The organism is Nocardiopsis camelliae, from assembly GCF_028993595.1.
Lineage (GTDB): Bacteria > Actinomycetota > Actinomycetes > Streptosporangiales > Streptosporangiaceae > Nocardiopsis > Nocardiopsis dassonvillei.
The window spans coordinates 4,412,446-4,430,327 of the sequence record NZ_CP118614.1 but is presented as its reverse complement, the minus strand read 5'-3'; the positions used below and the strand labels follow the sequence as shown (position 1 = coordinate 4,430,327).

14 protein-coding genes are annotated in these 17,882 nt (G+C 74.1%); 9 read left to right on the top strand and 5 right to left on the bottom strand.

Annotated features, from left to right (window positions below; all coding sequences use genetic code 11):
* Positions 1-135: 135 nt before the first annotated feature.
* Complete coding sequence (locus PV789_RS19275; protein ID WP_274973940.1) at positions 136-1,092, bottom strand: quinone oxidoreductase family protein; 957 nt, start codon at positions 1,090-1,092, stop codon at positions 136-138.
* A 198-nt stretch (positions 1,093-1,290) separates the two neighbouring features.
* On the opposite strand from PV789_RS19275, the gene PV789_RS19270 reads away from it, so the two are divergent.
* The 3 genes from PV789_RS19270 to PV789_RS19260 all read left to right on the top strand — a co-directional run bounded on the left by PV789_RS19270 (position 1,291) and on the right by PV789_RS19260 (position 6,333).
* On the top strand, positions 1,291-2,802 hold the full coding sequence (locus PV789_RS19270; protein ID WP_274973939.1) for a carboxylesterase/lipase family protein: 1,512 nt from the start codon (positions 1,291-1,293) through the stop codon (positions 2,800-2,802).
* A gap of 199 nt (positions 2,803-3,001) precedes the next feature.
* On the top strand, positions 3,002-4,303 hold the full coding sequence (locus PV789_RS19265; RefSeq protein WP_274973938.1) for an ATP-grasp domain-containing protein: 1,302 nt from the start codon (positions 3,002-3,004) through the stop codon (positions 4,301-4,303).
* Positions 4,300-6,333 (top strand): CocE/NonD family hydrolase, encoded by a 2,034-nt coding sequence (locus PV789_RS19260; RefSeq protein WP_274973937.1) that lies wholly within the window; start codon positions 4,300-4,302, stop codon positions 6,331-6,333. Before PV789_RS19265 ends, PV789_RS19260 begins: the two co-directional genes overlap by 4 nt.
* A 72-nt stretch (positions 6,334-6,405) precedes the next feature.
* Here the strand turns inward: PV789_RS19260 and PV789_RS19255 are convergent, their stop codons facing one another.
* Together PV789_RS19255 and PV789_RS19250 are read right to left on the bottom strand one after the other, a co-directional pair.
* Entirely contained in the window at positions 6,406-8,805 is a 2,400-nt protein-coding gene (locus PV789_RS19255; RefSeq protein WP_274973936.1) for a Tex family protein, read from the bottom strand.
* 400 nt (positions 8,806-9,205) lie between these two features.
* A complete protein-coding gene (locus tag PV789_RS19250; RefSeq protein WP_274973935.1) occupies positions 9,206-9,556 on the bottom strand; it encodes a hypothetical protein in 351 nt (116 codons plus the stop codon).
* A gap of 230 nt (positions 9,557-9,786) precedes the next feature.
* Here PV789_RS19250 and PV789_RS19245 point away from each other — a divergent pair, with 230 nt between their 5' ends.
* Positions 9,787-11,088, top strand: a complete 1,302-nt coding sequence (locus PV789_RS19245; RefSeq protein WP_274973934.1) for an MFS transporter — start codon at positions 9,787-9,789, stop codon at positions 11,086-11,088.
* 99 nt (positions 11,089-11,187) lie between these two features.
* A complete protein-coding gene (locus tag PV789_RS19240; RefSeq protein ID WP_274973933.1) occupies positions 11,188-11,850 on the top strand; it encodes a winged helix-turn-helix domain-containing protein in 663 nt (220 codons plus the stop codon).
* A 19-nt stretch (positions 11,851-11,869) separates the two neighbouring features.
* Here PV789_RS19240 and PV789_RS19235 read toward each other — a convergent pair whose 3' ends face one another.
* Both PV789_RS19235 and PV789_RS19230 read right to left on the bottom strand, forming a co-directional pair.
* A complete protein-coding gene (locus tag PV789_RS19235; RefSeq protein ID WP_274973932.1) occupies positions 11,870-12,733 on the bottom strand; it encodes a deoxyribonuclease IV in 864 nt (287 codons plus the stop codon).
* A 237-nt stretch (positions 12,734-12,970) separates the two neighbouring features.
* Positions 12,971-14,374 (bottom strand): FAD-binding oxidoreductase, encoded by a 1,404-nt coding sequence (locus PV789_RS19230; RefSeq protein ID WP_274973931.1) that lies wholly within the window; start codon positions 14,372-14,374, stop codon positions 12,971-12,973.
* Between the two features lie 62 nt (positions 14,375-14,436).
* On the opposite strand from PV789_RS19230, the gene PV789_RS19225 reads away from it, so the two are divergent.
* From PV789_RS19225 to PV789_RS19210, 4 genes are all read left to right on the top strand, one after another.
* Positions 14,437-15,399: a helix-turn-helix transcriptional regulator gene (locus PV789_RS19225; protein ID WP_274973930.1), complete on the top strand. Its 963-nt coding sequence runs from the start codon at positions 14,437-14,439 to the stop codon at positions 15,397-15,399.
* A gap of 70 nt (positions 15,400-15,469) precedes the next feature.
* Positions 15,470-16,333 carry a Nif3-like dinuclear metal center hexameric protein gene (locus PV789_RS19220; protein WP_274973929.1) on the top strand — a complete coding sequence of 288 codons (864 nt, stop codon included), beginning with the start codon at positions 15,470-15,472 and terminating at the stop codon, positions 16,331-16,333.
* Between the two features lie 98 nt (positions 16,334-16,431).
* Entirely contained in the window at positions 16,432-17,193 is a 762-nt protein-coding gene (locus tag PV789_RS19215; protein ID WP_274973928.1) for a zinc ribbon domain-containing protein, read from the top strand.
* Positions 17,190-17,831, top strand: a complete 642-nt coding sequence (locus PV789_RS19210) for a histidine phosphatase family protein (RefSeq protein ID WP_274973927.1) — start codon at positions 17,190-17,192, stop codon at positions 17,829-17,831. Before PV789_RS19215 ends, PV789_RS19210 begins: the two co-directional genes overlap by 4 nt.
* The last annotated feature ends 51 nt before the right edge of the window (positions 17,832-17,882 follow it).

Genomic DNA, 17,882 nt, shown 5'->3' with positions numbered 1-17,882 from the left:
CTCGCGGCGGAGCGGTGCCCGTCCGGCGCGGCGTACCGGCGCGGCGCTCACCGGGTCCGCGCCGGTACACCTCCGGGTCACCGAAATCCGACACGCCGGACATTTGGTGATCTACGTGGTAAAGGTGGTGCTGCCTCAGGCAGTGGTGTCGAGGGTGAGTTTGCCGAAGGTGCCCCGGGAACGCAGCGCCTCGTGCGCCCGCGCGGCCTCGCCCAGGGGGTAGGAGCCGCCCAGGACGGGCCTCAGGTGCCCCTCGGCCACCAGCGTGAACAGCTCGGCCATCGCCCGGCCCATCACCTCGCCCGGCAGCGTCCACACGTGCGGCAGCCACATGCCGCTCACGCTGGTGGAGAAGCGCATGAGGTTGGCGGGCTGCACCGGGCTGGGCAGCTCACGCGAGGCCATTCCGTAGAAGGCCAGGCGTCCGAACGGGGCCAGTGCCCGCACGCTCTGGTCGGTGACCCGGCCGCCCACCATGTCCAGGACGGCGTCCACGCGCCGCCCGCCGTTGGCCCCGATCAGCGCCTCGGTCATGTCGGGCGCGGCCGAGTCCACGACGGCGTCCGCGCCCAGCTCCGCGGCCAGCGCGCGCTTGTCCTCGCTGCTGGCCACGGCGACGACCCGCCCGGCGCCGAACCGCTTGGCCGGCTGGACGGCGAGCGTGCCCACGCCGCCCGCCGCCGCGTGCACCACGACCGTCTCGCCCGGGTCCATCCGTACGGACCTGCGCAGCAGCACCCAGGCGGTGGCGCCCTGCACGACCAGGGCGAGCGCGTCCTCGTCCGAGACGCCGTCGGGGATGTCGAAGGCCGTGGCGGTGTCGGTGGTGGCCTTCTCGGCGTAGCCGCCGCTGGTGGTCAGGGCGACCACGCGGCGGCCGTCGGCGGTGCGTCCGGCGATCTCCATGCCCGGGACCAGCGGAAGCGCGGCGGGGGACAGGTAGCTGTTCTCGGCCTGGTGGGTGTCGGCGAAGTTGACCCCGGCGCGGGTGACGTCGACGAGCACCTCGCCGGGGCCCGCCTGGGGATCGGGCAGTTCGGTGAGGTGCAGGACCTCGGGTCCGCCGAACTCGGTGATCTGGATGGCGCGCATGGGCGACCTCTCCTTCGTCTGTTCATACCGACCAGGTGGTATGTTACCGGTCGGTCGGTTCGGGCGCCCTCCGCGTCCCGGCTGATCGGACGGGTGTCGCGGGCGGGTGCGTCGCAGCGGGGCCGTTCCCGGGGTCTTGCGCCGGTCTGCCTAACGTTGTTAGGTGTGGGGTGTCGCGCACCGATGGGGAGGACGCACGTGGACGCCGAGCACACAGTGACGACAGCGGCCGGGCGGGTCCGGGGCACCGCCTCGCCGCGCTCCGAGAGCGGCGGGGTCGCCGTCTACCGGGGCGTGCCCTACGCCGCCGCCCCCTTCGGGGAGTACCGCTTCGCCGCCCCCGCCCCCGCGCCCGCCGCCCCCTGGGACGGCGTCCGCGACTGCACCTCCTTCGGTCCCCCGCCCCCGCAGGGGAACCAGCTCCTGGGCGCGGCGCCCTGGACCCCGCACACGTCCCTGGACTGCCTGTCGCTCAACGTGTGGACCGCCGCCCGCGAGGGCGACCGCGCCCCCGTGCTGGTGTGGATCCACGGGGGCGCCTACATCGTCGGAGCGGCCTCCGAGGCCACCTACGACGGCACCCGGCTCGCCGAGAGCGGCCTGGTCGTGGTGGGGGTCAACTACCGGCTGGGCTTCGAGGGCTTCGGCCACGTGCCCGGCCGCCCCGACAACCGCGGCCTGCTCGACCAGGCCGCCGCCCTGCGGTGGGTGCGGGAGAACGTCTCCGCCTTCGGGGGAGACCCCGACAACGTGACGGTGGCGGGGGAGTCCGCCGGGGCCGGTTCGGTCGCGTGCCTGATGGCCTCGCCGTCCGCCCGGGGGCTCTTCCGGCGCGCGATCGCGCACAGCGTTCCGGGGGACATGCTCACCGCCGACACGGCGCGGGCGGTCTCCGGGCGGATCGCCGCCGCCGCGGGCGTGCCGCTGGAGGCCGGGGCCCTGGCCGCGCTGGCGCCGGAGAAGCTGCTGGAGGCCACCGACGAGGTGCTCGCCTCCGCCCCCGCCGGGGGCTCGGCAGGAGTGCGCACCAGGCCCCTCACCTGCTTCGCGCCCGTGGTCGGCGGCCCCGAACTGCCCGAGGCCCCGCTGGAGGCGGTCGCGCGCGGCGCCGCCTCGGGGGTGGACCTGCTGGTCGGCCACAACGCCCACGAGTACCGGCTGTTCACCGAGCTGGGGCAGAGCGTGGAGATCGACGGCGAGTCCTCGCTGGCGGTGACCGCCTCCCGCCTGGGGCTGGGCGAGGGCGCGGTGGCCGCCTACCGGTCGGTGCACCCCGGGGCCACGCTGCGCGAGCTGTTCGCCGCGATCCAGGGCGACGCGCTGTTCTGCGAGTACACGGTGCGCTTCGCCGAGGCGCACGCCGCGGCCGGGGGCCGTGCCCACTTCTTCCGGCTGGCCGCGGAGAGCCCCGCCATGGAGGGGCGCCTGGGGGCCTGCCACGCCTTCGACCTGCCGTTCGCGTTCGGCAACCTGGACACCGACTTCGGGCGGTTCCTGCTCGACGGCGAGCCCGGTGAGGCCCACCGGGCGCTGTCGGGGCGGATGGTCGCGGCCTGGCGCGACTTCGCCGCCACGGGGGACCCGGGCTGGCCCGCGGTGACGGCCGAGGCCACCGCGGTCAAGGTGTGGGACGCCGAGGACCTGCTGCACGCCAGCGACGCCTCGCCGGTGCGCGAGCTGTGGGCCGGGGTGGCCCTCGCCCCCCGGTAGGCGGGCTCCCCGCGCGGCCCGTCCCGCTTGGACCCGCGGCCGGTAAAGGTTCGGAAAACGCCTCGCGGTCCGGTCGGGGCAGGTGGGGGAGAGGGGCATCCTCACAGGTAGGAGTGGGTGGCGCCGGCGGCCGGGGCGCATCGGGTCTTCGGTGCGGGGGCGTGGCCGCCGGCTGGCACCACCCCGCCGGAGGTGCCCGATGACCACGAACGTCTTCGTCCTGGGGCTCGACGACCAGAACCGGGAGGTTCTGCTCTCGCTGCCCGCCGAACGCGGCTACCGCTTCCTCCAACTGCTCGACCTCGACGAGATCGGCCAGGACCGGCCGGTGGACATGCCCGCGGTCCTGGCCCTGGCGGCCGGCAGGCTCGACTCCTTCGGGGAGGGGGTCGACGCGGTCATCGGGTTCTGGGACTTCCCGGTCAGCTCGCTGGTGCCGCTGCTGTGCCGGGACCGGGGGCTGTCGTGCGCACCCCTGGAAGCCGTCGTCCGGTGCGAGCACAAGTACTGGAGCCGTCTGGAGCAGCGCGCCGTCATCCCCGAGGCCGTTCCCCGCTTCGCCGAGGTCGGCCTCGACGCCACGGCCAAACCGGAGGGGCTGTCCTACCCGCTGTGGGTCAAGCCGGTGAAGTCGTGCTCCTCCGAGCTGGCCTTCCGCGCCGCCGACGACGACGAGTTCCGCGCGGCGATGGACCGGATCAGGGCGGGCGCCGGGCGCTTCGGCACGTCCTTCCAGTGGGTGATGGACCTGCTGCGGCTGCCCCCGGAGGTGGCCGGGTGCGGGGGCACGGCCGCGCTGGCCGAGGAGGAGGCCACGGGTGACCAGCTCACCGTCGAGGGCTACGTCCGCCGGGGCGTCCCCCACGTCTACGGGATCGTCGACTCCCACCGCTATCCGGGCACGTCCAGTTTCCTGCGCTACGAGTACCCGTCCACGGTGCCGGAAGAGGTCGGCGCACGCCTGACCGAGCTGTCCGAACGGGTGGTCTCCCGGATCGGCCTGGACGACGTCACCTTCAACATCGAGTACTTCCACGACCCGCGCAGCGGCGACGTGCGGCTCCTGGAGATCAACCCGCGCCACTCCCAGTCGCACGCCCGGCTGTTCGAGCTGGTGCGCGGGGTGTCCAACCACGAGATCTGCCTGAGGGTCGCGTTGTGGGAGGAGCCCGAGCTGGAGCGCGGCGGGCGGTACGCGGTGGCCGCCAAGTGGCTCCTGCGCCGCTTCCGCGACGGCTTCGTCGCGGCGGTGCCCACCGCCGAGGACGTCGCGCGTGCGGAGAAGACGGCGCCGGGTACGAAGGTGGAGATCGTCGCGCGCCAGGGCCAGTGGCTCTCCGACCTGCCCCTCCAGGACAGCTACAGCTTCGAGCTGGCCCACGTGTTCGTGGGCGGCGGGGACAGTGCGGAGTGCGAGCGCAGGTACCGGGCCTGCGTGGCGGAGCTGCCCTTCACGATCCATGACACCGACGGCGTCCGACAGGAGGGGGACCGCGGATGAGGACCGTCAGTGAACTGCCCCACCAGGTCCGCGAGGACGAGTACGTCCTGATCCCGATCAGCGACGGGGTCCGGCTCGCCGCGCGGATCTGGCGTCCGGTGGGGAGCGAGGAGGCCCCGGTGCCGGCGGTCCTGGAGTTCATCCCGTACCGCAGGCGCGACCTGACCGCGCAGCGCGACTCGGTGCACCACCCCTACATGGCCGGGCACGGGTACGCGTGCGCCCGGGTGGACCTGCGCGGCAGCGGCGACTCCGAGGGGGTGCTCACCGACGAGTACCTGGAACGCGAGCTCCTGGACGCGGAGGAGGTGCTGGCCTGGCTGGCCGGGCAGCCCTGGTGCGACGGCCGCACCGGGATGATGGGCATCTCCTGGGGCGGGTTCAACGCCCTCCAGGTCGCCGCGCGGCGGCCGGAGAGCCTGCGGGCGATCGTGACGGCCTGCTCCACCGACGACCGCTACTCCGACGACGTGCACTACATGGGCGGGTGCCTGCTGGGGGACAACCTGTCGTGGGCCTCCACGATGTTCGCCTACAACTCCTGCCCGCCCGATCCGGAGCTGGTCGGTGAGCGCTGGCGCGACATGTGGCACGAGCGGCTGGACCACAGCGGCCTGTGGCTCGACACCTGGCTGCGCCACCAGCACCGGGACGCGTACTGGAGGCACGGTTCGGTGGCCGAGGACCTGGACGCGATCCGGGTGCCCGTCATGGCCGTCAGCGGGTGGGCCGACGGCTACTCCAACTCGGTCTTCCGGCTGCTGGAGGGGCTGAGCGTCCCCCGCCTGGGGCTGCTGGGCCCCTGGTCGCACAAGTACCCGCACCTGGGTCAGCCGGGCCCCGCCATCGGCTTCCTCCAGGAGGTGGTGCGCTGGTGGGACCGCTGGCTCAAGGGCGTGGACAACGACGTGATGGAGGCGCCCGTCCTGCGGGCCTGGATGCAGGAGAGCGTGGCGCCCTCCACCGCCTACGAGGCCCGGCCGGGGCGCTGGGTCGGTGAGCGGGAGTGGCCCTCGCCGGAGGTCGTGCTGGTACCGCGCGACCTGGGCGCGGGCCGGGTGCTCGCGGAGGGGGAGCCCTCGGGCCGTGAGGACGTGCTGACCCTGTCCTCCCCGCTGTCCACCGGACAGCACGCGGGCAAGTGGTGTTCGTACAACGCCCCTCCGGACCTGCCCTACGACCAGCGCGAGGACGACGGCGGGTCCATCGTCTTCGACAGCGTGCCGCTTCCGCAGCGGTTGGAGATCCTGGGCTCGGCGGTGGTCGAACTCGAACTGGCGGTGGACCGGCCCGACGCGATGGTCGCGGTGCGGTTGTGCGACGTCACGCCCAAGGGGCAGGCCACGCGGGTGACCTACGGGCTGCTCAACCTCACCCACGCCGACGGCCACGAGAGGCCGCGCAAGCTCGTGCCGGGGCGCCGTTACCGCGTGTCGGTCCCCCTCAACGGTGTGGCCCAGGCCTTCCCGGCCGGGCACCGGGTGCGGGTCTCGGTCTCCACCTCCTACTGGCCGCTGGTGTGGCCATCGCCCGAGCCGGTGACCCTCTCGGTGTTCCAGGGGGAGCACACCCGTGTGCTGCTGCCGGTGCGTCCGGTCGGGGGCGATGGTGAGGGGCGGGGCGTGGCCGCCTTCGGTGAGCCCGAGGGCACCGCACCGATCGCGACGAGCCGGATCGCTCCGGGCGAGGAGCGGTGGGACCTGACCCAGGACCTCGTGCGCTACGGGGCCGCGCTGGAGGTGGTCAAGGATCTGGGGACGGTGCGCTTCGACGACATCGACCTGGAGGTGACCCGTCGAGCGGAGGAGCGCTACAGCAGGGTCGGTGACGACCACGACTCGGTCCGTGGCGAGGCGGTGTGGACGATGGGCTTCGCCCGCGGCGACTGGTCCGTGCGGACCAGGACCCACACGGTGCTCACGTCCACGGCGACCGACTTCCACCTGCACGCGACATTGGACGCCTACGAGGGCACGCGGCGCGTAGCCACCAAGATCTACACCTCGGTGATCCCGCGGGACCACGTCTGACCCGGGCGGGGACCGGTCGGGTGCGGGGAGGGGCGTTCGCCCCCTCCCCGCACCCGTCGGCGGCGAGGGGCGTTACTTGCCCAGGCCGGCGCGGCGCAGCGCCTCGGCCATCGCGCCCTGCGGGGCGGCGCCCTCGCGGTTGTCGCGGCCGCGTCCGCCGCCGTTGTTGCGACGGCCGCCGCCGCCGTTGTTGCCCCGGCGGCGGTCGTTGCCGCCGTTGCCGCCGCGGTCGCCGCGCTCCTCGCGGCCGCCCCGGCCGCCGCGTGCGGGCGCCTCGTCGTCCAGGCGCATGGTCAGGGAGATACGCTTGCGCGGGATGTCGACGTCCTGGACCTTGACCTTCACGATGTCGCCCGGCTTGACCACGTCGCGCGGGTCCTCCACGAACTTGTACGACAGCGCCGACACGTGGACCAGGCCGTCCTGGTGCACGCCCACGTCCACGAACGCGCCGAACGCCGCCACGTTGGTGACCACGCCCTCCAGGAGCATGCCCGGGGCCAGGTCCTGGAGCTTCTCCACGCCCTCCTTGAAGGTGGCGGTGGTGAAGGCCGGGCGCGGGTCCCGGCCGGGCTTGTCCAGCTCGGCCAGGATGTCGGTGATCGTGGGCAGACCGAAGGTGTCGTCCACGAAGTCCTGGGGGCGCACCCGCGACAGCATGTCCTTGTCGCCGATGAGCGAGGGCAGGTCCGCCCCGACCCGGTCCAGGATGCGCCGCACCACCGGGTAGGCCTCGGGGTGCACTGCCGAGGCGTCCAGCGGGTCGTCGCCGCCGGGCACGCGCAGGAAGCCCGCGCACTGCTCGAAGGCCTTGGGGCCCAGGCGCGGCACCGAGCGCAGCGCCTCGCGGGTGCGGAAGGGGCCGTTGGCGTCGCGGTGCGCGACGATGTTGCGCGCCAGGGTGGAGGTCACGCCCGACACCCGGGTCAGCAGCGGCACCGAGGCGGTGTTGACGTCCACGCCCACGCCGTTCACGCAGTCCTCGACCACCGCGTCCAGGGAGCGAGACAGCTTGGTCTCGGCCAGGTCGTGCTGGTACTGGCCGACCCCGATCGACTTGGGGTCGATCTTGACCAGCTCGGCCAGCGGGTCCTGGAGGCGGCGGGCGATGGAGGCGGCGCCGCGCAGCGACACGTCCAGGTCCGGCAGCTCCTCGGAGGCGTAGGCCGAGGCCGAGTACACCGACGCGCCCGCCTCCGACACCATCACCTTGGTGAGCTTGAGTTCGGGGTGGCGTTTGATCAGGTCGGCGGCGAGCTTGTCGGTCTCGCGGGAGGCGGTGCCGTTGCCGATCGCGACCAGTTCCACGGCGTGGGCGGCGCACAGCCTGGCCAGGCTGTGGACGGCGCCGTCCCAGTCGCGGCGGGGGGCGTGCGGGAAGACCGTGTCGGTGGCCACGACCTTGCCGGTGGCGTCGGTGACCGCGACCTTGACTCCGGTGCGCAGGCCCGGGTCCAGGCCCAGGGTGGCGCGGCTTCCGGCGGGGGCCGCCAGCAGCAGGTCGCGCAGGTTGGCGGCGAACACGTTCACGCCGTCGTCCTCGGCCCGCTGCCACAGCCGCATGCGCACGTCGATGTCCAGCCGCACCAGGATGCGGGTGCGCCAGCCCCAGCGCACGGTGTCCTGGAGCCAGCGGTCGGCGGGGCGGCCGCGGTCCACGATCCCGAAGTGGTGGGCGATGGCGTTCTCGTAGGTGCTGCGGGGCGTGGTGCCGTCGGCGTTCTCGGCCGGGGCGTCCTCCGGCTCCAGGGTGAGGGTGAGGATCTCCTCCTTCTCGCCCCGGTACATGGCCAGTACGCGGTGGGAGGGCAGTTCGGTGAGTGGTTCGGAGAACGCGAAGTAGTCGGCGAACTTGGCGCCCGCCTCCTCCTTGCCCTCGCGCACGGCCGAGCCGAGCCGGCCCCTCTCCCACAGCCGCTCGCGCAGGAGGCCGGTGAGGTCGGCGTCCTCGGCGAAGCGCTCCACCAGGATGGCGCGGGCCCCGTCCAGGGCGGCCTTGACGTCGGCCACCTCCTTGTCGGGGTCGACGTAGGCCGCGGCGGCCTCCCGGGGGTCCCGGCCGGGGTCGGCCAGCAGCCCCTCGGCCAGCGGTTCGAGCCCCGCCTCACGGGCGATCTGGGCCTTGGTGCGCCGCTTGGGCTTGTAGGGGAGGTAGATGTCCTCCAGCCGGGCCTTGGAGTCGGCCGCGTGGATGCTGGCCTCCAGCGCCTCGTCCAGCTTGCCCTGGGAGCGGATGGACTCCAGGATCGCGGTCCGGCGCTCGGCCAGCTCGCGCAGGTAGCGCAGGCGCTCCTCCAGGGCGCGCAGCTGGGCGTCGTCCAGCGCTCCGGTGACCTCCTTGCGGTAGCGGGCGATGAAGGGCACGGTCGATCCGCTGTCGAGCAGGTCGACGGCGGCGGTGACCTGGTGCGCGCCCACTCCGAGTTCCTCGGCGATGCGCTGGTCGATCGTGGGTGTCACAGGCGTCGTCACTGGTTAAACGTCCACTCTCTGGCTGTTCGGTGCGGGGACATTCTGGTGGCGGGGAAGGACATTGTCATCCCGTCGGCCCCGTGTCCCAGGTTCGCGCACTGTGGCGGTGGTCTCGCCGGGGTTCCCGCGCGGGGAGCGGCGGACGCGGCGCGGGGGCCTCGACGGGGCGGTTCCGCAAAGAACGGGGCGGAGCGGTCCCCGCGCGCGGGGCCGGTCTCTGCGGTCGAAGGCGGGGGCGGCGATCGGAGGCGGTCGGGAGGGAGGGAACCCGGGGGTGGCGGCGCCCGGGCTCCCTGTTTCCAGGAAAGCGGAAGGGGCCGGTCCGCGCCAGCCCCCGTCACCGCCTGTGGACAACCTCGCCGCGCCCCCGCCGACGGGCACGGGACGCTCCCGCGCCCGGTCAGCCGTCGGTCTCGTTGAGGTAGTCGGGGGCGTAGTACTCGTCGAGGGGGAGCGGACCCCGGTAGCCCTGGCACATGCACTGGCGGTAGGTGGAGCTGGCCTGCCCGGTCCAGCGGCCGGGGATGACCACCTGGGTCTGGCACCTCTTGTTCTGCTGGTCGTGGAAGACCAGGTGGTGGCCGCAGCCGCAGAGGGGCTGGGGGTTCTGCGGTGTGCCCAGGGCCCGGGCCTGCTCCTGCCTGCGCTGCTGGTCGAGTGCCGCCCGCGTCTGGCGTTTGGTCAGCAGGCGGCCGAACAGGAACCCGCCGAGAGCGATCGTGGCTCCGAAGACCATGGAGACCGGGTCCATCCGGCGACACCTCATTCCTTGAGCCGGGACCCGCCCCGGAGCCCGGGGCGTACGACCTCCATTGTCGCCCATGAAGGGCTTCCCGTGGCGGGGAGGTTCCTTTGCCGCGCTCCTGTCAAGGGGTGACGGCGGCGCGCCCGAAAGTAATGCAAAGAAAGCTCTGCACGTATCTCTTTGCAAAGAAATCTTTGTCTTACGGTGGTGGCACCCCCGAACACAGGAGAACCCCCATGACCACCGAACCCTCCGCCGCACCGCCGCGCACCGAACGCCTCGGCGGACTCTTCCACCGCTTCTGGGCGGCCGGAACCCTCACCAACCTCGGCGACGGCATGCTCGCCACCGCCCTGCCGCTGATCGCCGCCACCCTCACCCACGACCCGCTCGCCGTCTCCGGGCTGGTGGTGGCGCGCTTCCTGCCCTGGCTGCTCGTCGCGCCGTTCGCGGGCGTGCTGCTGGACCGGGTCGACCGCCTCCGCGCCATGACGGTCTCCAGCACGGTCGCCGCGATCGCCGTCACCGCCCTGGCCGTGCTGATCGCCACCGGCGGCGCCACCCTGTGGGCCCTGTACGCCACGATCTTCGTGGTGATCTGCTGCGAGACGGTCACCGACCCCGTCACCCGGATCACCGTGTCGCGGATCGTGCCCGGCCGCCTGCTGGACCGCGCCAACAGCAGGCTGGAGGGCGGCCGCCTGGTCGCCCAGGACTGTGTGGCCACCCCCGTCGCCGGTGTGCTCTTCGCGGTCGCCGCCGCCCTGCCCGTGGCCGGGACGGCCCTGTCCTACGCCCTGTGCGCCGTGCTGGTGGCGACCGTCGCCCTCATGCTGCGGCGGGTTCCCGACCTCGCCGGGTCCACCGACGCCGCGGACAGCGGCGAGGGCACGGAGTCCGGCCGGGGCGTCCTGCGCTCCCTGCGGGAGGGCTTCTCCTACGTCTTCGGGCAGTCGCCGACGCGGGGCCTGGCGTTCAACAACGCCGGAATGATGATCGGTACCCAGATGGCCACCTCGGTGCTGGTCCTCTACGCCCAGAAGGTGTTGGGCGTTCCCGAGGCCCTGTACGGGCTCTTCCTGGCGTCGATCGCGGTCGGAGGCGTTCTGGGGGCGGTGCTGGCCTCCCGGCTCGTCGCGGGCCTCGGCCGCAGGACGGCCATGATGTGCGGCTACCTGGGGATGGGGGCGTGCCTGTTGGCGGTGGGCCTGGTGCCCAACGCCTGGTCCGCCGCCCTCGCCTGGGGCGTCCTGGGTCTGTGTATGACGGTGACCAACGTGTCCGGTTCCCTGTTCTTCCAGGCCGTGGTCCCCTCCCACGTGCGCGGTCGGGCGGCCGCGGCCTTCCGCATGGTCGGGTGGGGGCTGTCCCCGGTCGGCGCGCTGCTGGGCGGTCTGCTGGGCCGGGTCGACCTCGCCCTGCCCTTCCTGGTCGGCGGGCTGGTCATGGTGGTCACGCCCCTGGTCTTCCGCGGGTCCGTCGCCGAGTGCGCGCGGCTGTGCGACGAGGCCGTGGCGTCCGCCGCCGACGGGCGCTGACCCCGCCGCACCTCAGGAGGGCCACACGTGTGTCAGCAGCGCCGAGAGGGCTTTGCGGCGAACTGTTTGCGAAGGGGATCCCCCAGTACGGTGAGGGCCATGACCGACGACGACGCCGACGTCCCCGCCGACTCCCATCAGCAGATGCGGGTCAGCGCCCGGGCCCTGCGGGGCCTGGCCCACCCCCTGCGCGCCCGCCTGTTGGACGAGCTCAGGCTGAACGGCCCGGCCACCGCCACCATCCTGGGCCAGCGCCTGGGGGAGAGCAGCGGCGCCACCAGCTACCACCTGCGCCAGCTCTCGCGCTACGGGTTCATCGACAACGAACCGGGACGCACGGGCGGACGCGAGCGCTGGTGGCGGATGCGGCCCGGCGGCTGGAGCATGTCCGGGCACGAGTTCCTGAGCAACCCCGAGACCCGGGTCGCCGCCCAGGCCGTCCTCGGCCGTCTCTACCAGCAGAAGCAGAGGCGGTTCGCGGACTGGACCACGCTGGTCTCCGACAGTCCCGACCTGCCCGCGGTGCGCAGGTGGAAGGACGCCGCCAACGACTCCACCAGCCACGCCCGGATGACCCCGGAGGAGGCGGCCGAGTTCGCCGACGCGCTCAACGACTTCCTCGGCTCCTGGGGGAGGCGCTTCCAGGGGCGGACCCCCGAGAGCCATCCCGACACCGACGTCGTCCAGGTGGACACCGCCCTCTTCCCGGTCCTGCCCGAGGCCGAGGGCAGGTCGGACGGGAGCGCGGCCGAGCGGGACTGACCGCCCCGGCGATCGTCCCTCAGGCCCCGCGCAGCTTCTTGAGCGTCGCCACGTCGGCGGCGTGCGGACCGGCCGGTCCCGGGGTCTCCAGGATCAGCGGCACACCGGCGCTCACCGGGTGGCGGAACAGCTCGCTGAACGGCTCCGCGCCGATGTGCCCGGCGCCGATGTTCTCGTGCCGGTCCTTGCAGCTGCCGCACGCGGCCTTGGAGTCGTTGCAGTGCACGACCCTCAGCCGGTCGGCGCCGACCGCCTCGCCGAAGCGGTCCAGGGCCGCGCGCATGCCCTCCACCGTGGAGATGTCGTGCCCGGCGGCGAACATGTGCGCGGTGTCCAGGCACACGCCCACCCGCGGGTGCCACTCCAGCACCTCCAGGTAGGCGGCCAGGTCGTCGATGGTCGCGCACAGCACCTGGCCCTGACCGGCCATCGGCTCCAGCAGCACCGGCGGGACGTCCTCGCCCAGCCTCTCCAGCAGCGGCATCAGCCGTTCGCGGGTGCGCGCCAGACCCGCCTCGCGCCCGCCGGAGACGGCCGAACCGGTGTGCACGACCACCCCCAGCGCGTCGATCCGGGCCGAGCGGCGCAGCGCGTGCTCCAGGGAGCGCACCGACTTCTCGGCGGTCTCCTCACCGGGGGTGCCCAGATTGATCAGGTAGGGGGCGTGCACGAACACGGGCAGGTCGACGCGCTCGCGCATCCGCGCGTCCTGCGCGGGGTCGCCCCCGTTGGTCGCCCACCCGCGCGGGTTGGACACGAAGACCTGGACCGCCTCCGCGCCGATCTCCTCGGCGTAGGCCAGGCCCTTGTCGGCCATGCCGCCCGCGACCGGGACGTGTGCGCCGACCGGGGACGTGGGCCGCTGCTGCTCGCTGTTCTCCATAGCCCAACCAGCCTAGAGGCCGGTCGGAGCCGTCGGTCCGTGCCAATGCTCACACCGGCCCGCCCGGGACGGCTGGGCGCCCCCGAGCTGTCCGTCCGCGCTTCGCGGGTCCGCGTGCGCGGCCGGTGCCGCCGCTCCGGTGGAGCGTCGCCCGGCAGGTGGACCGCGGTCCTGCGCGGCCGCCGCCGGGAGCGTTCACCGCTCCCGGCGGCGGTTCCGGTGCGGGTCGCGCCCCGGTCACCAGCCTCCGGGCGGGATCGGCCGGTTGGAGTGGAACACCGCGCGCGGGTCGTACTCGGCCTTGACCCGGGCGAGCCGCGCACGGTCGTCCTCGTCGAAGACCTCGCGGACCTCGTCCTCCTCCATCGGCCCGAATCCCAGCGTGGACGAGCGGCCCACCGCGTGCGGCCCGAACAGCGCCGCGGCCCGCTCGCGCAGGTCGCGCATCCCCTCGGTGTCCCCGGTCTCGGCGAAGGTCAGCACCGTCAGCGCGTAGGCGGCGTCCCGGTGCCCGACGGCGTTGGCGACCCGCGGCTCCCGGGCCAGCGCCCCGCCCAGGTGGCGCAGCCAGACCACGCAGAAGAACGGCGCCCCGCCCGTCATCCGGATCAGTTCGGCCAGCGCCTCCGCGTCCAGCCGGTCCACCAGCACGCTGCGGCCGCGGAACCCCGCCCGGTCCTGGTGCTCGTCGAAGACCGCGCCCGACTCGCCGTAGGGCATCTCGCGCAGGGTGTCCGCCAGTACCGGGGCGGCCGAGCGCAGCGGCTCCACCACCTTCTCCCCCTCCTCCGGGGAACCCGACCAGGCCACCGACACCTGTGCCACCTGGCGGCCGCGCGCCGGTTCGGGCACGCCCTCCATGTCCGGGTAGACCATCACGGAGGCCCCCGAGGTCATCTCCTCGGGCGCCGACTCGGCCCACCGCCGCCAGGCCTCCAGCGCCCCCGGTTCCGCTCCGGCGTCCAGCAGCAGGCTCCCGCCGTAGATCCGCGGGACCGGGAACAGGTCGATCTCCATGCCGGTGACCACGCCGAACGCGCCCGCGCCGCCGCCGCGCAGCGCCCAGAACAGGTCCGGTTCGCCCTCCTCGGTGACCTGCCGCAGCCGGCCGTCGGCGGTGACCAGGTCCACGCGCCGCACGTGGTCGGCAGCGAACCCGTACCGGCGGGCCAGCAGCCCCACGCCGCCGCCGAGCGTGTAGGAGACCGCGCCCACGGCGGGGGAACTGCCCGACAGGGGCGCCAACCCGTGCTCGGCGGCCGCGTCGAGCACCGTCTGCCAGGTGGCCCCGGCCTCCACCCACGCCGTGCCGCGGTCGGGGTCCACCCGGACCCCGTCCATGCGGTGGGTGGCGAGCAGGACGCCGCCCGCCATGCCAGCGCCGAGCCCGTGCCCGGTCAGCTGGGCCGTCACCCGCAGGCCCCGCTGCGAGGCCCAGGTGACGGCGGCGCGCACGTCCCGGGCGTCGACCGGCTCCACCACGGCGTCGGGCCGGTGCCGGTCCAGCAGCTGCGTTCCCGTGCGGGCCCCGTCGTAGGCGTCGGTCCCGGGCGCGTGCACCGGTCCGCTCACCCGCCGGGCCAGGTCCCTCGGCGTGTCCGTGTCGCTCGTCGTGCTCGTGGTGCCCGTGTTCTCGTTCATGCCGACCACCGTAGGAACCCATGCGGTCACAACGTGGCCGCGATCTCTGGCAGTCTGCGTTCATGGGCGAATCCGTACGCCGGGAGATGCCGCAGCGGCTGCTGCGGCTGCTGTCCCTGCTCCAGGTCCGGCGCGAGTGGAGCGGCGCGGAGCTCACCGAGCGGCTCGGCGTCAGCGCCCGCACCCTGCGCCGCGACGTCGAACGGCTCCGCGGGCTCGACTACCAGGTGGAGGGCACGCCCGGGGTGGCGGGCGGCTACCGTCTGGCCTCCGGGCGGGACCTGCCCCCGCTGCTGCTGGACGACGACGAGGCCGTCGCCATCGCCCTGGGCCTGGCCACCGCCACCGGGTTCCAGGACAGCGCGCTGAGCGCCCTGGCCAAGCTCGAACGCGTCCTGCCCGCCCGCCTGCGCCCCCGGCTGGCCGCCGTGGGCGGCGCCACCAGCGCGGTGCCCCACCCCGACGTCCCCGGTGTGGACCCCTCCGTCCTGGGGGTGCTGGCCTCCTCCTGCCGCGACCTCGCCGTCACCGACTTCGACTACCGGGACCGGGAGGGCAACGTCCGAGCGCGCCGGGTCGAGCCGCACCACCTGGTCTCCCACGGCGGGCACTGGTACCTGATCGCGCACGACACCGACCGCGACGACTGGCGCACCTTCCGGGTGGACCGGGCCAGCGGCCCGCGCCCCACGCACCGGCGGTTCGAGCCGAGACCGCTGCCCGCGCCCGACCCGGCGGCCTTCCTCACCCGCCTGTTCGCCGCGGGCGTCTACAGCCACACCGCGCACCTGACCCTGGAGCTGTCCCCCGAGGCCTTCCTCAGCCGCTTCCACGGCCCCCTGCCCGGCCGGGTCGAGCCGTTGGACGACCACCGCTGCCGGATCCGGATCAGCGCCGACTCCCTCGACCTGGTGTGCCAGTACACGGCGGCGGCCCTGGCCCTGGGCGTCCCCTTCACGCTGGACGCCCCGCCCGGGGTCGCCGAGCGCCTGCGCGACGTCGGCGCGCGCCTGTCCCGCCCGTGAACCGCGACCGCCGGTGAACCGCGACCGGCCGCGGCCCACCGGCGGTCGCGGGAGCGCTAGGGTCGGGGCCGTGAACACCGATTCCGCGCACCTGACCCTGTCCGACGTGACCGCCGCCTTCGAGCGGGTCTACCCGCCCGCGTGGGCCGCCTCCTGGGACGCGGTCGGGCTGGTGGCGGGCGACCCCGCGCAGCCGGTCGCGCGGGTGCTGTTCGCCGTCGACCCGGTCGTCGCGGTCGTCGACGAGGCCCTGACCTGGGGCGCCGACCTGATCATCACCCACCACCCGCTGATGCTGCGCGGTGTCACCAGCGTGGCCGCCGACACCCCCAAAGGGCGGATCGTGCACCGGCTCATCCGGTCGGGGACCGCCCTGTACACCGCGCACACCAACGCCGACACCGCCTCGCCCGGCGTGTCCGACGCGCTGGCCCGCGCGGTCGGCGTCACCGGGCCGCTGCGGCCCCTGGACCCCGACGCCACCGACCCCGAGGGGCGCCGCGGCATCGGCCGGATCGGCGCCCTGGACCGGCCGGTGCTCCTGCGCGAGTTCGCCGAGCAGGTGGCCCGCGGACTGCCCGCCACCGCCGCCGGGATCCGCGTCGCGGGGGACCCGGACCGCCTCGTGAGCACCGTCGCGCTGTCCGGGGGAGCGGGGGACTCCCTGCTCGGCGCGGCCCGGGCCGCCGACGTGGACGTGTTCGTCACCTCCGACCTGCGCCACCACCCCGCCTCGGAGTTCGTGGAGAACCCGGGCGGTCCCGCCCTGGTCGACACCGCCCACTTCGCCAGCGAGTGGCCCTGGCTGGCCGACGGTGCGCGCCACCTGGTCGACGCACTCGGGCGCGCGGGCGGCCCGGATGGGGCTAACGTGGAGGTCCGCGTCTCGACGACGGTCACGGACGCCTGGTCACAGGCCGTCTCACACGTCTGAGAGAGACCACGGGCCCCGCGGGACCGCCGACCAAACTGCACAGAGTAGAGCGCGGGCGGCGTACTCGCCCTCCCCAGCCATCACAGGAGACGTCACACGTGAAAGCCGAACCCGCCGCACAGGCCAGACTCCTCACCCTCCAGGACCTGGACACCGACCTCCAGCGCCTGGACCACCGGGCGCGCACCCTGCCCGAGGTCGCCGAGGCGGCCCGGCTCAAGGAGCGGGTGGACCAGATCGACAGCGAGCTGATCACCGCGCAGACCGGTGTCTCCGACGTCGAACGCCAGCAGCGCAAGGCCGAGAGCGACGTCGACCAGGTGCGCACGCGCGCCGACCGGGACGCCAAGCGCCTGGAGTCGGGGCAGATCACCAACGCCAAGGAACTCCAGAACCTCCAGTCGGAGATCACCTCGCTGGGCCGCCGCCAGGCCGAGCTGGAGGAGATCGTCCTGGAGGTGATGGAGCGCGCCGAGGAGCTCAACACCGCGGTGGCCCGCCTGACCGCCGAGCGCGAGCGCGTCGTGGCCGAGCACACCGAGGTCGTGGCCCGCCGCGACACCGCCGCCGCCGAGATCCAGTGGGACCGCACCCGGGCCACCCAGGACCGCGAGCGCGTTGCCGAGGAGATCCCCGCCGACCTGCTCGCCCTCTACGACAAGATGCGCGCCCAGTACGGCGGTGTGGGCGCGGCGCCGCTGCGCTACGGCCGCTGCGGGGGCTGCAAGCTCGCGCTGAGCACCGTCGAGCTCAACGAGATCCGCGCCCAGGCCGCCGACGAGGTCGTGCGCTGCGAGGACTGCCGCCGCATCCTGGTCCGCACCGAGGAGTCGGGTCTGGGCGGCCGGACCGAGCAGTGAGCACCGGCTGGGGGGCGCCGCCCGACACCGCGCCCACCCGGCTCGTCCTGCTGCGGCACGGGCAGACGCCGCTGTCGGTGGAGCGCCGTTTCGCGGGCCGGGGCGACATCCCGCTGACCGAGGACGGGCACGCGCAGGCCAGGGCGGCGGCGCGCCGCCTGGCCCCGCGGCCCTTCGACGCGGTGGTGTCCTCCCCGCTGCGCCGCACCAGGGACACCGCGGCGTACGCGGCAGAGGCGCTCGGGCTGGCGGTGGAGATCGACGAGGGGTTCGTCGAGACCGACTTCGGCGACTGGGAGGGGATGACGTTCGCCGAGGCGCGGGCGCAGGCCCCGGCCGCGGTGGACGGTTGGCTGGCCGACCCGGAGACGGCGCCGCCCGGCGGGGAGAGCTTCGCGGCGGCCTCGCGCAGGGTGGCCGCCGCCCGCCGGGCCCTGGTCGAGCGGCACCGGGGGCGCACCGTCCTGGTGGTCACCCACGTGACCCCCATCAAGGCGCTGGTGCAGCAGGCCCTGCTCGCCCCGCTGGAGGCGCTGTACAGGATGCACCTGGACACCGCGTGCCTGACCGAGGTGGACGTGTTCGCCGACGGGCCCATGGTGGTGCGCTCCCTCAACGACACCGCCCACCTGGAGTGAGCTCCCGAGGGGGAGCGGGGCCGCCGCGGCGGGCGTAGAATGGGCCGCGAG